11 protein-coding genes are annotated in these 15632 nt (G+C 71.4%); 8 read left to right on the forward strand and 3 right to left on the reverse strand.

Features of this window, described 5'->3' with window-relative positions:
- Positions 1-4: 4 nt before the first annotated feature.
- On the reverse strand, positions 5-1198 hold the full coding sequence (locus ABEA24_RS48315) for a cytochrome P450 (protein WP_345442351.1): 1194 nt from the start codon (positions 1196-1198) through the stop codon (positions 5-7).
- Between the two features lie 219 nt (positions 1199-1417).
- On the opposite strand from ABEA24_RS48315, the gene ABEA24_RS48320 reads away from it, so the two are divergent.
- The gene (locus ABEA24_RS48320) at positions 1418-2428 is read left to right on the forward strand and encodes an LLM class flavin-dependent oxidoreductase (protein ID WP_345442354.1); all 1011 of its coding nucleotides are present in this window, start codon (positions 1418-1420) and stop codon (positions 2426-2428) included.
- Entirely contained in the window at positions 2425-3591 is a 1167-nt protein-coding gene (gene rffA, locus ABEA24_RS48325; RefSeq protein ID WP_345442357.1) for a dTDP-4-amino-4,6-dideoxygalactose transaminase, read from the forward strand. Before ABEA24_RS48320 ends, rffA begins: the two co-directional genes overlap by 4 nt.
- Here the strand turns inward: rffA and ABEA24_RS48330 are convergent.
- Positions 3573-3785 carry a hypothetical protein gene (locus tag ABEA24_RS48330; protein ID WP_345442360.1) on the reverse strand — a complete coding sequence of 71 codons (213 nt, stop codon included), beginning with the start codon at positions 3783-3785 and terminating at the stop codon, positions 3573-3575. The two genes, rffA and ABEA24_RS48330, sit on opposite strands and share 19 nt — an antisense overlap.
- A gap of 275 nt (positions 3786-4060) precedes the next feature.
- Between ABEA24_RS48330 and ABEA24_RS48335 the strand changes: the two genes are divergently transcribed.
- A complete protein-coding gene (locus ABEA24_RS48335; protein WP_345442363.1) occupies positions 4061-5392 on the forward strand; it encodes an esterase/lipase family protein in 1332 nt (443 codons plus the stop codon).
- A gap of 278 nt (positions 5393-5670) precedes the next feature.
- Here the strand turns inward: ABEA24_RS48335 and ABEA24_RS48340 are convergent, their stop codons facing one another.
- Positions 5671-6687 (reverse strand): methyltransferase, encoded by a 1017-nt coding sequence (locus ABEA24_RS48340; RefSeq protein WP_345442366.1) that lies wholly within the window; start codon positions 6685-6687, stop codon positions 5671-5673.
- A 180-nt stretch (positions 6688-6867) separates the two neighbouring features.
- On the opposite strand from ABEA24_RS48340, the gene ABEA24_RS48345 reads away from it, so the two are divergent.
- The 5 genes from ABEA24_RS48345 to ABEA24_RS48365 all read left to right on the forward strand — a co-directional run bounded on the left by ABEA24_RS48345 (position 6868) and on the right by ABEA24_RS48365 (position 15530).
- Positions 6868-7869, forward strand: coding sequence for an ABC transporter ATP-binding protein (locus ABEA24_RS48345; protein WP_345442369.1), 1002 nt, complete (start codon positions 6868-6870; stop codon positions 7867-7869).
- Positions 7866-8642 carry an ABC transporter permease gene (locus ABEA24_RS48350; protein WP_345442371.1) on the forward strand — a complete coding sequence of 259 codons (777 nt, stop codon included), beginning with the start codon at positions 7866-7868 and terminating at the stop codon, positions 8640-8642. Before ABEA24_RS48345 ends, ABEA24_RS48350 begins: the two co-directional genes overlap by 4 nt.
- Positions 8639-9634 carry an NAD-dependent epimerase/dehydratase family protein gene (locus ABEA24_RS48355; RefSeq protein WP_345442374.1) on the forward strand — a complete coding sequence of 332 codons (996 nt, stop codon included), beginning with the start codon at positions 8639-8641 and terminating at the stop codon, positions 9632-9634. Before ABEA24_RS48350 ends, ABEA24_RS48355 begins: the two co-directional genes overlap by 4 nt.
- Positions 9619-10914, forward strand: a complete 1296-nt coding sequence (locus tag ABEA24_RS48360) for a glycosyltransferase (protein ID WP_345442377.1) — start codon at positions 9619-9621, stop codon at positions 10912-10914. The genes ABEA24_RS48355 and ABEA24_RS48360 overlap by 16 nt, the downstream gene beginning before the upstream one ends.
- Positions 10915-11096: 182 nt before the next feature.
- Positions 11097-15530, forward strand: coding sequence for an nSTAND1 domain-containing NTPase (locus ABEA24_RS48365; protein WP_345442380.1), 4434 nt, complete (start codon positions 11097-11099; stop codon positions 15528-15530).
- The last annotated feature ends 102 nt before the right edge of the window (positions 15531-15632 follow it).

The following is a 15632-nucleotide window of genomic DNA, read 5'->3' on the forward strand; positions in this document are numbered from 1 at the left end:
GACTTCACCAGGTGACGGGGATCTCGACGAAGTTCTCCAGGAACTTGTCCGCGCGCCGCTGGATCTCGTGTGGCGCCACGGCGAGCGACAGCCCGGGGAAGCGGCGCAGCAGGGTGGACAGCGCCACCTCCAGTTCCAGGCGGGCCAGCGAGGAACCGGCACAGAAGTGCACGCCCGCGCTGAACGTCAGGTGGGGGTTGTCCGTACGGGTGATGTCGAAGACCTCGGGCCGGTCGAAGACGGTGTCGTCCTGGTTGGCGAAGTCCGCTCCGGGGATCACGCTCGACCCGGCCGGGATGACGACGCCGCCGACCTCGATGTCCTCGGTGGCGTAGCGCAGCATCGTGACCGACGAGCCGACCAGCTTCCAGCGCAGCAGCTCCTCGATGGCGTGCGGCATCAGGCCGGGGTCGTCCCGCAGCAGCTTGAGCTGGTCCGGCCGCGACAGCAGCATGGCGACGCAGGCGCCGAGCTGGACCGCGGTCGTCTCGAACCCGACGAGCACCAGCAGGCGGCTCCACCAGTGGAGCTCATATTCGCTCAGCCGGCCGTCCTCCTGGTCACGCACGGCGATCATGGCGCTGATCAGGTCGTCGCCGGGCTCGCCGCGCTTGGCGATGATCAGCGCGCGCATGTACTGGTCGAGCTCCGCCATCGAGCGTTCGATCTCGTCCGAGCCGAGCCCGCTGATCGACAGAAAGGCCTGCGTCCAGCCGCGGAACCGGTCCTGGTCCTCCGCGGGCACCCCGATCAGCTCACAGACGACCCGGATCGGCAGCGGGAACGCGAGCGTCTCATTGAGGTCGACGGGGGGCGTCCGCTCGGCCATCCGGTCGATCAGCTCATCGGTGATCTGCTGGACACGGGGACGCAGCCGCTCGACCCGCGCCGCGGTCAGCGCCCTCATCACGAGGCGGCGGATGCGCGTGTGCTCCGGTGGGTCCGGGTCCATCTTCGGGTCCTGGAACAACCGGTTGTTCTTGCTGATCCGGGCGGCGCCCGGCCGGCTGAGGTTGCGGCTGAGGCGCGGATCGGCCAAGAGCGCCCGCACGTCCTTGTACCGCGTCACCAGCCACGCCGTGTCGCCGCTCGGCAGGGTGACCTGTACGACGGGCTCGGCGCGAAGCTTCTGAAGCTCGGCCGGTGGATCCAGCGGGGCCGCGCGGCGAAAGGGGTACGGGCAGCGCGTCGGTTCCATGAGACTCCCTCGTCAGCGATGACGGCACGGCGATGCTCACCTCGGCCGCTCGAAGGCCGGGCGAGGGGGACTCAAGCGGTGATCCAGCGGCCTGCGGTCCATGCCGGGTGGGGGACTCGGGCCGTACGCGCGGGTCCACCGGTCCTCGAGCGCGGCATCGAGGGCCCGTTGCGACCATTCCTGTCGATTCCCGTCGATCGACGACCGAAGGAGCTCGGCATGCGGCTCGGTGTGAACGTCACGCACATGGACCCCGCCATCGGCCTCGCGGCCGAGCGGCTCGGCTATCGGCTCGCGCTGGTCCCCGAGGGATTCCGCGCGGACGCGGTCAGCGTCCTCGGATGGCTCGCCGCGCGGACCGAGCGGATCCGGCTGTCGGCCATCCTCCAGATCCCGGTGCGCACGCCGGCCATGACGGCCATGACCGCGGCCACCCTGCACACGCTGTCCGGGGGCCGGTTCGAGCTCGGCCTCGGGATCTCCAACGCGTACGCCACCGAGACGTGGCACGGCGTGTCCTTCGACCGGCCGCTCCAGCGGACCGGGGAGTACCTCGAGATCGTGCGGATGGCACTGCGCGGCGAGGAGGTCAGGTACTCCGGGACCCACTACCAGGTGCCGTCCCCCGGGGCCCCGGGCGAGGGCTTCCGGATGCCCGCGGTGGACCTGCCGGTGTCGCTGGCCGCCGTCGGCCCCCGCAACCTCGAACTGGCCGGCCGGCACTGCGACGGCTACATCGGGGTCTTCGCGTCGCCGGAGCGGGTCGCCGAGGTCCTGCCCCACGCCTGGGTCGGACGCGCCCGCGCGGGCCGGCCCCGCCAGTCCTTCCAGGTGACCCTGAGCGCCGGGCTGTCGGTCGGCGCGGACCTGGAGGCGGCGGCCCGGCCGCTGCGGCCGCACGCGGCGCGCTTCATGAGCCTCGGCCACCGGGAACGCAACGTCTACTACCGCCTGGCCGAGCGCATGGGATTCGGCCGCGCCGCGGCCGAGGTCCAGGACCGGCACGCCGCGGGCGACCTGGCCGGCGCCGCCGCCGCGGTGCCGTTCGAGTTCGTCGACGCGACCGGGCTGATCGGCCCTCCGGAGCGGATCGCGCGGCGGATCGAGGCGTACGCCGCCGCCGGCGTGACGACCCTGGCCCTGACCCCGTACGGCGCGGACGCCGACGCGCGCACGCGTGCGCTCGCCGTGGCCGCCGAGGCACTGGACCGGACGGGGGTCCCGGCATGACCGCGCTCACGGGGGGAGACGCCGCCACCGTCCCGTTCAACCGGCCGTACGTCACCGGGCGCGAGGCGGTGTACATGGCCGAGGCGATCGCGCGCGGTGACCTGTCCGGCGACGGCCCTCTGACCAAACGGGCGAGCGCCCTGGTCGCCGAGCTGACCGGGACCTCCTCCGCGCTGCTGACGACGTCGTGCACGCACGCGCTGGAGCTGGCCGGGATGCTGCTCGACCTCCGCCCCGGGGACGAGGTGATCGTCCCGTCGTTCACGTTCACGTCGACCGCCAACGCCTGCGTGCTGCGGGGCGCGGTGCCGGTCTTCGCCGACGTACGGCCGGACACGCTCAACCTCGACGAGCGCCTGCTCGAGGCCGCGATCACCTCCCGCACCCGAGCGGTGATCGTCGTCCACTACGGCGGCGTGGCCTGTGAGATGGACGTCATCACCGCCCTGTGCCGGCGGCACGGGCTGACCCTGATCGAGGACAACGCGCACGGGCTCGGCGGCTCCTACCACGGCCGCCCGCTGGGCTCCTTCGGCGCGCTGGCCGCGCAGAGCTTCCACGCGACCAAGAACATCCAGTGCGGGGAGGGCGGCGCGCTCGTCCTCGGCGACGAACGGTTCGCCATTCGGGCCGAGATCCTTCGCGAGAAGGGCACGGACCGGGGGCGGTTCTTCCGCGGCGAGGTCGACCGGTACCGCTGGCAGGACACCGGCTCCAGCTACCTGCCCTCGGAACTGCTCGCGGGGTTCCTGCTCGCGCAGCTCGAGGCGTTCGCCGAGATTCAGAAGCGGCGGACGGCGGTCTGGGCGGCCTACGACGAGCGCCTGGCACTGTGGGCGGCGGCGTCGGGCGTCCGACGGCCCGTCGTGCCGCCCGGGGCCGTCCATCCGGCGCACCTGTACTACCTGCTGCTCCCGGCACCGGAGGAGCGGGCCGGGCTGCAACGGCACCTGGCCGAGCACGGGGTCCGCTCAGCGGTCCACTACCAGCCGCTGCACGACGCCCCGGCCGGCCTCCGCTACGGGCGGGTCGCGCCGGGAGGCTGCGCCGTCACGGAGGAGGTCGCGCACCGCCTCCTGCGCCTGCCCCTGTACGCCGGACTCGGCGCCGACGACGTCGACCGCGTCGTCGACGCCGTCACGTCCTACACCGTCGGCCACTGAGCCGGCAGTACCGCTGACGGCGGTGCCTTCGGGCGGCCGTGCTCCGAGGCGGCCGCACCTCCGGACCACGAGGCGCTGAACGCGACGCTGATCCCGCTCGGCGTCGACGGGATGGTCGTCGCCTCCTCGATGTCCGTGCTGCCGGCCAGGCGGATCGGTGTCGACGTCCCGTGGCTGCCGTGGACGCTTCTCATCGTCGGGAGCCTGGCGAGCCTGGCTGCCAATGTCGGGGTCGCCGAGCCCACGGTGGTCGGTCGGGTGAGACGTGCCCGTTTCCTCGCGCGAACTTACGGACACACTGAGTGATGGCAGTGTTGCATTCGGTCACTGCGAGGAGTGGGAAGCGGAACTCATCATCTGCGGGGAGCCACATGACAACTCCCGTGCAGTGCCAGCCCGTTCGCATGTGATCGCGGTGCGCTGTGTCGGCCCCGAAGACAACACCTACGCAGAGGCGGTAGCAGTCCTCATGGCACAAGAAGCCAGGATCGACGTCGAGCTGACGTGGAATCAGGCCGAGGAGAAGTCCTCGGCCGAGAAGGTGGCGGAGTTCGCCAAGAATCTGCCGGCGGGGCCGTGGTTCGGCACCCCGACGGGCGTGGCGCGCGCCGGCGACCGGCAGCCGGAGCACACCTGGCCGCTGCGGTCCGCCCGACCGTACCGGCGGGAGGTGGCCGTCGGCGAGGCCGCGGTCTATCTCGCCGACGGCCACGACGAGCTGGAGCGTCCGTTCATCTTCGCGGACGGTTTCAACTACGGTCCCAGTGACCTGCCGGGGCTGTTCGCCCACTTCAACGCGCCATACCCGGGCAGCGAGGTCGGCTTCTTCGACCATCTGCTCGCTGCGGGCATCGACGTCATCCTGGTGGGCTTCGATCAGCGGCACACCTACATCCAGGCCAACGCCGGCGTGGTGATCAGCGCCATCAACGAGGCCATCCAGCGGCGACGCGGCGACGCGCAGCTGATCGTCGGCGGGGTCAGCATGGGCGGCATGATCACCCGCTACGCCCTCGCCGAGATGGAAAAGCAGAACCAGGACCACCAGACCGCGACCTACCTTTCCTGGGACACCCCGCACAACGGCGCCTGGATCCCGCTGGTCCTCCAGCAGATGGCCTACTTCTTCGAGTCGCTGCCGACCGAGCCCGGCAAGGTCAAGAAGGCCGAGCTGATCAGGAGCCCCGCCGCGCAGCAACTGCTGTACGCATGGATCCCGGACGCGAAGTACGAAGGCCCCGTCGCCACCTCCAGCGAACTGCGCACGCAGTTCCTGAGTGAACTGCGCGAGCTCGGCCAGTTCCCGAAGCGACCCCGCAAGCTGGGCGTGGCCAACGGCACCGGCAACGGCACCGGCCGCGACCTGCCGCCCGGCGCGGAGGCGTTCAAGTACCAGGTACCGCTGGTCGTCTATGCCCAGGCGAACTTCCAGCCCGACGGCGGCGAGCGCAAGCCGATCGGTGAGATGCGGGCCGTCGGCCAGGTGCGACGGGGCTTCACCTCCTACGTCCCCGGCCTCGACGGCACGCCCGGCGGCACCCTCGACTCCTTCGGCGAGATCGCCAAGGAACTCGGGACCGACATCCCGGAGACGTACAAGTTCAGCTGCTTCGTCCCCTCTGTAAGCGCGGTCGCGCTGGACTACGACCCGGCCAAGTGGGACGTCGACCCGTACGAGAACGTCGAGGCGGACGGTGAGAAAAGCGCGCTCGACGAGTTCAAGTGCGACAGCGAGAACACCATGCACAGTCAGGTGACCAAGCCACTGGTCGACTGGATCGTGGAGCGAATCGTCCACTGACGCCAACCGCTTGGAACGTGCGGCCACTTCGGCGGGCTACCGCCCGGGTGGCCGCACCGCCCCTCCTCCAGTTGGCGAACCTGCGCGGCGAGGCGAGCGTTGCGGGCGTCGGTGGCCGGCAAGGCCGATCTTTACCGCGATCTCGGCCTCCGGCTGACCTACCGGCCTTAGAAACAGCTAGTCGAGGCCAAGGTGATCCTTGGCCCCGACATGTGCGTACGGAACGTGCCCAGGAGGGACACGGCGTCCTCCGGGGCACGGCGGATCCGTGAGCCTCGTCAGCGGGCCTTGCGCCCGATCACGAGGGTGTCGAGGTCGGTGAGCGGCACCGCGTCGGTCTCCGCGAAGCCCGCGGCGGTCATCTCGGCGCGGCACTCGGCCGCGGTGTACTCGCCGCCGCCCGGGCTGACGAGCATCATGTGCAGGCTCGTCAGCAGGCTGAAGTCGTTCACGGCCCGCTCGTCGTCGATCATCACGTCGTACACGAGCAGCGCCCCGCCCGGCGGGAGGGCGGCGTACGCCTGCCGGATGAGCCGCGTCCGCAGCTCGGGGCTCCAGTCGTGCAGCACGTGGCCGTAGATCAGCACGTCCGAGGCCGGCAGGGAGCCAGCGAAGAAGTCGCCCGCCTCGAACCGGACCCGGCCCGTCAGGTCCAGAGCGGCCATGTGCTCGTCGAAGACCTCTTCCACCGGAGGCAGGTCGAAGACGGAGGCGGACAGGTGCGGGTGGGCCTTGACCAGCTCGGCCGCGACGTTGCCGCGCGCACCGCCGAGGTCCGTCACCGAGCCGTACTCGCTCCAGTCGAACCGCTCGGCGAGGGCCGGCCCGGCGAGCTGGTTGATGCCGTCCATCGCGGCCATGAACCGCCGGATCCGCTTCGCGTCGGCGTACATGCCGTCGTGCTGGCGTTTCTCGTCCTCCACGTCGTAGGAGATGCCGCCGGTGCGCAGCAGGTCCGTGAGCCGGTCCCACTTGGCGAACTGCAGATTCAGCATGGTGAGAAAGCCCCCGACGTACGCGGGCTTGCCGGTGTCGAGGTAGGCGTCGGCTGCCGGGGCGTTGTGGTAGCGCCCGTCGGTGCGCGTCAGCAGGCCCAGCGCGACGAGGGAGTCGAGGAAGTCGCGGGAGGCGCGGGGATGCAGGCCCAGCGCGTCACGCAGCTCCGGTTCGGTCGCGGGGCTCGCGGCCAGGTGGGTGAACAGGCCGAGCTCGACCGCGCTCAGCAGCACCTTGGACTTGAAGTACGCGGTGCCGAGCCGCATCAAATCGGCCTTGGCGTGGGGGGTCGCGTTCATCCCGTTCCTCTCTGATCGGGCCTGATACCGGGGAGATCCTCCGGTGGCGGGCTCGGAACCGGATGGACGCCCGCTCGAGCGGCCCGATCGACGCTGTGGGATCGAGAGCGCCTTGAGGTGGTTTCGACCGGGTGCTGTGAGCTTCGTCCCGAAGGCGTTGCCGGCAGAGAGGAGCCCCCGTTGCCACGCGCCGTCGCCGTATCACCGGGTACCAAGACGCCCGAGCCGGTCGCGGCCGTCGAGGTCCGCGACCTGACCAAGCGGTACCCGGGCGACGTCCGGGCCCTCGACGGGGTCGGATTCACCGTCCCCACGGGAACCGTGTTCGGCCTGCTGGGGCCGAACGGGGCGGGCAAGTCCACGACGATGAAGATCCTCACCACGCTGGCCCGGCCCGACTCGGGAACCGTGCGGATCGCCGGCCTCGACGTGGTCGCGGAACCACGGCGGGTGCGCCGGGTGATCGGCTGCGTGACGCAGCGGTCCGGCGTCGACCCCGCCGCCACCGGCCGCGAGAACCTCACGCTCCAGGGCCGGCTGCACGGCATGTCCCGGGCGGAGCTGGCGCGCCGGGTCGATGAACTGGTGGAACTGCTGGACGTGGGGGCGGTCGCGGAGCGGGTCGCCGGCGGCTACTCCGGCGGGACGAAGCGGAAGCTGGACATCGCGATGAGCCTGATCCACCGGCCGCGCGTCCTCTTCCTCGACGAGCCGACGACCGGCCTCGACCCGGAGATCCGGTCGGAGATCTGGGAGCACATCGCCCGCCTGGCCCGGCAGGAACGCCTGACGATCCTGCTCACCACGCACTACCTGGAAGAGGCCGACCGGCTGGCCGACCGCGTGAGCATCCTCGACCGCGGGCGCGTGGTCGCCGAGGGCAGCCCCGGCCGGCTCAAGGACGACCTGAACGGCGACGCGGTCGTCGTCGAACTGGTCGAACCGGGCATGGTCGGTGCGGCCCGGCGCGCCCTCGACGGCCTGACCCTCGTCCGCGAGGTGGTCGCCGAAGGCGTCGCGGTCCGCGCGCGGGTCGACGACGCCGCCGTCGCCGTGCCCCAGGTGCTCGCCGCCCTGACGGCCGACGGCGTCGCCGCCGCGTCCGTGACGGTCGCCATGCCGTCCCTCCACGACGTCTACCTGCACTACGCCGGCCGGTCGATACGAGAGACGGAACGATGACCGAGACGATCACCCAGTCCTGGTACATGACCGCACGGCTCCTGCGCGGGACGCGGCGTGAACCGCTCTTCCTGCTGATCGGGCTGGTGCAGCCGGCCGTCTGGCTGCTGATCTTCGGCCAGCTGTTCCACCGGGTCACCGATCTGGGCGGGTTCGGCAGCCGGTCGTACATCGACTACCTGACTCCGGGCGTCCTCGTCATGATGGCGCTGACGCGAGGCGCCTGGAGCGGCGGGGACGTCCTGATCGAGCTGGACCGCGGCGTCCTCGACCGCTTCCTGATCTCGCCCGTCTCCCGGGCGGCGCTCATCGCGGGCCACCTGGCGAGCCAGGCGATCACCGTCGCCGCGCAGTCGCTGATCGTGCTGGCGCTCGCGTACGCGGTCGGAGCGCGCTTCCCGGGCGGCCTCGCGGGAGTGGCCGTGGTCGTGCTGGCCGCGATGCTCATCGTCCTGGCGGTCGGCTCCCTCTCGATGGCGTTCGCCCTCGTCATCCGGCGCGCGCAGTCGCTGACCGCGACGATCCAGTTCGTCCTGCTGCCGCTGGTCTTCCTGAGCTCGGCGTTCATGGACGCGCGGCTGGCGGCCGGCTGGATCCGGCAGGTCGCCCGGTTCAACCCGGTGGACTGGGCGGTGTTCGCGGGCCGCAGCGCCCTCGCCGCCGACCCCGACTGGCGGCTCGTCTTCATGCGGCTCCTGTGGCTGGCCGCACTCGCGCTCGGCTGCGGCCTGGTCGCGGTGCGCTCCTTCCGCGCCTACCAGCGGTCGCTGTGACTCCTGGGGAATGCACCCGGGCGGCGGCCGTCGTCGGCGCGAACGGGGCGATCGGCTCCCGGCTCGCGGCCGCCCTCCGCCGGTCGGGTGTGCCGGTGCTGCCGTTCACCCGCCAGGAACCGGCGGTACGGGACGGCGTGCCGTCTCCCTCTCTGCTCGCCACGCGCACCGTCTTCTATCTCGCGTCCGGCATCACGCCCGGTGCCGTTGAACGCGCGGAGGCCGACCGGGCGGCGTTCACCGAGCTGCTGGACGGGCTGTCCCGCGCCGGCCACCGGCCGACGGTCATGCTGACCGGCTCCGGCGGCACGGTGTACGACCCGCGCGCCGCGCCGCCGTACGCGGAAGACGCTCCGGCGCGGCCCTCCGGGGCGTACGGCGCCGCCAAGCTCCGGATGGAGGAGGAGCTGCTGTCCCGCGCGGGGGCGGTGCGTCCCGTCGTGCTGCGACTCGCGAACGTCTACGGCCCGCGGCATGGCGGCCCGGGCGGGTACGGCGTGGTCGCCCGATGGCTCGAGGCCGTGGCCGAAGGGCGCCCCCTGCGCCTCTTCGGCGACCCGGACGTCGGCCGCGACTACGTTTACGTCGACGACGTCGTCCGCGCGATGGCCACCGTGCACGCGATGGGCCCGGACAAGGACCTGCCCGCGGTGCTGAACATCGGATCCGGCACGCCCGTCTCCCTGAACCGCCTGCTCGGCGTGGTCGGTGACGTGATCGGGCGGCGGCCGGCCGTGGAACGCCATCCGCCCCGGCCGTACGACCGGCCCACCGTGTGGCTGGACACCGGCCTCGCGCGGGCGGCCCTGGGCTGGCACGCCGTCACGCCGCTCTACACCGGGGTCGCGCGGATCTGGCACACGATGACCGCCCACCGAAACGGATCCACGCCACGCGGATCGGCATCAGGCGGATTGGTATCAGGCGGCTCGGTGCCGGGTGGCTCGGCACGGGACATACCGAGGGATGGGATGACATGGCCAGAATCCTGATCAGCACGATGCCAGAGACCGGGCACGTGTACCCGGCGCTCCCGATCGCCGCGGCGCTCACCGGCCGCGGCCATGAGGTCCGGTGGCACACCGGGCCGGAGTTCACCGAGCCGGTGCGGCGCACCGGGGCGACGTGGGTGCCGATGCGGCACGCGCCGCGGTTCGAGGAGCTGATGGCCAAGCCCGATCCGAGGCGAGGCTGGGCGGCGGTGGAGGGCGCGCTGCGCCGGCTCTTCGTCGCCCCCGCGCTCGGGCAGCTCCGCGACTACCAGGAGATCCTCGAGGACTTCCCGGCGGACGTCGTGCTCAACGAGTCGACCGCCGGCCTCGGCCCGATGCTGCTGCACGACCTGGGCGGCCCTCCGTGGGCGCGGCTCGGCGTGTCACCGCTGCCGAGCCTGCCCGACTCCGCCATTCCGCCACTCAGCTCGCCGGAGCTGTTCAGCGACTCGCCGCGCGTCGCGCCGTACTCCGACGACCCGAAGGTCCGCGAGCACTACCGCGCGCTGAACCGGGAGACGGCGCACGTGCACCTGCGCGGTGTCACCGACGCGCTGAACGAGCTGCGGGCCACGCTCGGCCTCGCGCCGGTCGAGCGCGCCGGATGGGAACTGACCATCTCGCCGTACCTGCAGGTCCAGACCGGGACCGCCGCGTTCGAGTACCCGCGCGATGAGCTGCCGCCGCAGGTCCGCTACGTCGGCCCGCTGCTGCCGCCCGCCCCCAGCGCCTTCACGCCGCCCGAATGGTGGGATGAGGTGACGGCGGCGGACCGCCCGGTGGTCCACGTCACCCAGGGCACGGTGGCCACCGACCCGGCCGGCCTGGTCGTGCCGACGCTGCGGGCACTGGCCGACGAGAAGGTGCTCGTCGTCGTGACCGGGCCGGGCGTCGAGGGACCGCTCCCGGAGAACGCCCGGTACGTGCCGATGATCCCGTACCCTTTCCTGCTGCCGCACGTCGATGTCATGGTGACCAACGGCGGCATCGGCGGCGTGCTCGCGGCCCTCGCCCACGGCGTGCCGATGGTCGCCGGCGGCCGTACGGAGGACAAGCCGGCCATCTGCGCACGCATCGCGTACACCGGTGTGGGGATCGACCTGCGGTCGGCCCGGCCCGACCCGGACCAGGTCGGCGCGGCCGTGCGCACGGTCCTCGCGGACCCGTCCTACCGGAGGCGGGCCGGCGAGATCCGGACGGACTTCGCGCGCCACGATCCCCCCGAGGAGGCGGCCGCGCTCCTCGAGTGCCTGGCCGTCACCCACCGGCCCTTCGCCTGATCCCCGCGAGCCCGTCGACCGCTCCGGCGTCACGCCTGAACCACCAGCGATGAACCATGGCCGCTCGCGGTGTCGACGGCGCGCTCGCCCGGTCCGGGCCCGAGACGGCCGGCACATCCGAGTCTGAGACCAATCGCGCCGGGAACCTCCGATTCGTTCGTCGGGTAGGCGATAGTGGCCGTGTGAGCGTCGAGTCTCGGGGTGATCTGCCGGATCTGGCGCGTGGCGGGGTCGCCCGGTCGGTGCGGTCGGCTGCGAAGAGGGTGCGTTCGTGGACTCCGCCGGTACTGCTGGCGGTGTTGTCGGCGGGGGCGTTCGCGCCGCTGTTGCTTTCGGGCGTGGGCGCGTCGGCCTTGGTCGGGGCGGGGATCAGCGCCGTCACGGCGGTCGGCGGGAGCGTGCTGGCCGATGTGGTGAAGGCCGCCGTGGAGAGCCTGGGGGCCGGCGGCCGCGAGCCGTCGGACGGAGACCTCGAGACGGAGCTGGAACGGCGGTTCCAGGAGGTGCTGGACGCCGGAGGCGAGTCCGCGGAGCGGCTGCGCGCGGAGATCGCGGGCGTGCTGCGGGAGTTCGGGTTGGTCGGGACGGCGATCGAGGCGGCCGTTCAAAGCGGTGACCGGGAACTGCAAGTGGCGCTGGCCGAGGGCCTGGCCGGGCTCGCCGCCGAGTTCTCCGAGTTCTCCTTCGTGCTGTCCGATGTCGGGGGCCAGCTGAGAGCGATCCGGGAAGGCGTCGACCAGCAGCGTGCGGAACTCCAGATCGCGGTGGACCTCCAGTACCGGCAGGCGACCGATACCCGGTTGATGCTGGACCGTCTCGCGGTGATCGAACGGCGGACTCGTTCCGAGGGGGATCAGGGCGGGGCGGGCTCGGCCGAGGGTGTGCGGTGGAGGGATGGCAGCCCCTACAAAGGCCTGGCCACCTACCGCGAGGCCGACGCCGAGGTGTTCTTCGGACGCGAGGTCGTCACCGCACAGTTGGTCAGCACCTTGTCCCAGCGGCTGACCGGGCCCGGGATGGTCGTCATGACCGGCGCGTCCGGAGCGGGAAAGTCCTCGCTGCTGCGGGCCGGGCTCTTCCCCGCGATCGCACGAGGTGACCTGTCCGAGTCGGCGCGGCACTGGCCCCGGCTTGTGCTGGATCAGCCCACGCGCTCCCCGCTGTCTCACCTGGCGACCTTGCTGGCCGGGCTGGCCGGTATCGACGCGCCCACGGTGCTGGACGCGCTGAGACGTGCCCCGAAAGACGCGTCGCTCCTCGTCCGGCAGGCCGTGGACCACGACGCGCGCCGACGGGAGCTTCCTCCCGAGATCGTCCCGGCATGCCGCATGATCCTGGTGGTCGATCAGTTCGAGGAGGTCTTCGCCACCGGCGATGGCGAGGAGGCCGCATCCGAGCGTGCGGCGTTCATCGCTGCACTACACGCCGCCGCGACCGTGCCGACAGGAGCCACCGGAACCCCGGCCGCGCTGGTCGTGATCGCTGTACGCGGCGACGTCATCGACCGGTGCGCCGACCACCCGGAGCTGGTCGAGGCGTTACAGGAGAGGCAGTTCGTCCTCGGCGCGATGACGGAGCCGGAGTTGCGCGCCGCGATCACAGTGCCCGCCGGAGCGGCAGGGCTGGAGATCGAACCCGGCCTGGTCGACACCATCCTGGCCGAGCTGCGTTCTCCGGCCGGCGGGTTCGACGCGGGCACCCTGCCGCTGCTGTCCCAGACGATGCTGACCGTCTGGGAGCACCGCGAGGGCAATCGCCTCACCGGCCGCGGCTACGCGCTCACCGGCGGTGTCACCCACGCGGTCGCGACGAGCGCGGAGGCCGCCTTCGACGGCCTCGACCGCGACCGCCGCGACCTGGCCCGCCGAATGTTTCAGCAGCTGACGGCCGTCTCACCGGAGGCCAGGCTGACCCGCCGCACGGTGTCCCGGACGGCGCTCGCGGAGATGAAGGGCGGCGACGACCCGGCGGAGGTCCTGGAAGTCTTCGCCAAGCGCCGCCTGATCGTCGTCGACACCGGCTCGGTGCAGATCGCCCACGACGCCCTCCTGCTGAAGTGGCCCCGCCTACGCCAGTGGATGGAGGCCGACCTGACCGGTCAGGCCCTCCGCAGTCAGCTGTCCGACGCCGCCGAGCAGTGGAACGGCAACGATCGGGCGCCCTCCTACCTCTACCGGGGCACCCGGCTGGCCGCGATCCGGCAGGCCGAAGCCCGTTGGCAGGACGACCCCCTGACCGGCCTCGCGCGAGAATTCCTGGACGCCAGTGCGCACGCCGAGAACCGCGGCAGACGTCGGCGGCGCCTCACGCTCACCGCACTGTCCGGGTTGGCAGTCGCGGCCCTCGTCCTGGCGGGCCTCGCCCTGGTCCAGGCAAGGACGGCTCGGGAACAGGAACGGATCGCCACCGCCCGGCAGCTCGTGTCCAAGGCCGAGACGGCCTTGGACACCGATCCCCGGACAGCGCTGATGCTCAACGTCGCCGCCCACCGGATCCATCCCGACCCGGAGACCTACGCCTCGCTGCAAAGGGCGATCACCACCACGCCCTTTGCCGGGCAGCTCACCGGAGTGAAAAGCCAGGTGGGCTCGATCGCCTACTCGCCCAGCGGACGATATCTCGCCGCCGGGTTCGCGACCGGCCAGGTCATGCTGTGGGACCTGCGCGACCCGCTGCGTCCACGCGCGCTCGGTCGCCCGTTCACCGCCTTCGACTCGCCCGTCACCACGGCGGCGTTCTCCTCAAACGAGCGCCGGCTCGTCACCGCGAGCTCAGCCGGTTTCGCCACCGTCTGGGACCTGAGCGACCCGGCACGGCCGCAGCCGGTGGGGAACCCGCTCAAGGGCGAGAAATACCGCGACGGTAAGGCTCAGGTGTCACGGGACGGCACCGTCCTCGCCACGTCGAGCAAGGAGAAACCCGGGCTTCAGCTGTGGGATCTCACCGATCCGGCGGGCATCCGCCGACTCGGTCCACCGTTCGCCGCCCAGGGGAAACAGCTCTCCGCCATCGGGTTCTCTCCCGACGGCACCAGGATCGCCGCCGCGGGGATCGACGCCCCCGTGATGCTCTGGGACATCGAACGGCGCGATCGACCGCGGCTGCTCGGCCGCGTGCCCGTGCAGCGCGACATCGCCTACAGTCTCTCGTTCTCCGCCGACGGCAAGTTGCTCGCCGTCGGCGGAAGCCTTCGCGGCACCGCACTGTGGAACGTGAGTGATCCGGCCAGACCGCGTCCCGCACGTGACCTCATCCGCGTCACGTTCTTCTCGAAGGCCACGTTCTCTCCCCAGGGGCCCATACTGGCCACGACCGGCTCGCGTGACACCGGGCTGCTCCTCTGGGACGTCACCAGCCCCGACTTCCCCGAGCGGACCGAACGGCTCACCGCAGGTGCCGACGACGTCACGATGGCGTTCTCGCCGGACGGCCACATGGTCGCCAGCGGAGGCGACGAAGGCCAGGTGACTCTCTGGAACCTGAAGCGCGCCGGCCACCCCCGCCCCTTCGGCGCCCCGTTGGTCGGGCACAAGACGGGGAGATACAAAGAGATCTACTCCCTGGCCATGTCCCAAGACGGCACGATGATCGCGACCGGTGGACGGGACACCACCGTCGAGCTGTGGGACGTCGCCGACCGCGCCCGGCCGCGCCGGCTCGGCACGCTGACCGGGCACACCGGTGAGGGCGTCGACGCCGTCGCCTTCTCACCCGACGGCAGGACGCTGGCGACCGGCGACGGCAAGGAGACCGTCATCCTGTGGGACCTGACCGACCGCGTCCGCCCTCGCAGATTGACGCCGTCGCTCACCGGCCCCATAGGGATCGTACGGTCGCTTCTCTTCACCCCCGACGGCAAGAGCCTCCTCATGGGCGGCGACGACGGCACGATCCTCTGGGACGTACGGCAGCCCGGCCGGCCCCGCCGCCTGGCCCGAGTGCTCAGCAACGAGGGCGTACTCGGGATCTGGCGCGTGCGCGACGGCCGGACACTCGCGCTCCTGCGCGGGTCACAGTCGCGTGGGGGACCCACCACCGAAGGCGTCATGAACGGCACCCGCCTGTGGGATATCACGAACCCCAGGCACCCGCTGCAACGGGGCCCGGCACTTACCGGCCATACCAAAGAGGTCGTCTTCGCGGCGATGTCTCCCACGGGGGATCTGGCGGCCACCAGCGACGCGGATGGGGCGGTCATCCTCTGGGATCTCCACGATCCTGCGCATCCGCGGCGTCTCGGTGACCCCCTCGTTCCCCACGGCAGCAACGCGCCGTCCGTCGTGTTCGCCCCGACGACCGACATCATGGTGACCGGAGGGATCGACGGGAACGCCTACCTCTGGGATCTCGGCAATCGCATCCTGCCCCGGCAACTGGGAACGGCACTGACCGACAACCTCGACACAGTCGGCCACATGGTGTTCTCCGCCAACGGCGAGACGCTGGCGACCGCAGGCAGCGCCGGCGACGTCGTCCTCTGGGATCTGAAACCGACCTATGAACTCCGTCGCCACCTCGTGGAAACGACGTGCCTGGTGACCGGCGGCGGCCTCAACCGCGAACAGTGGACACGCTACCTACCGGCCTTCGACTATCAGAACACCTGCACACGTTGAATAAAACCGTGTGCTGCAGGTTCGAATCCTGCCCGGGGCACCATGTGATGTCTGGACATGGGTGTGTCCAGTTGACCGTACAGTCCCCCCGACATCTGGCGG

It is taken from the genome of Actinoallomurus vinaceus (assembly GCF_039542055.1).
Taxonomy (GTDB): domain Bacteria; phylum Actinomycetota; class Actinomycetes; order Streptosporangiales; family Streptosporangiaceae; genus Actinoallomurus; species Actinoallomurus vinaceus.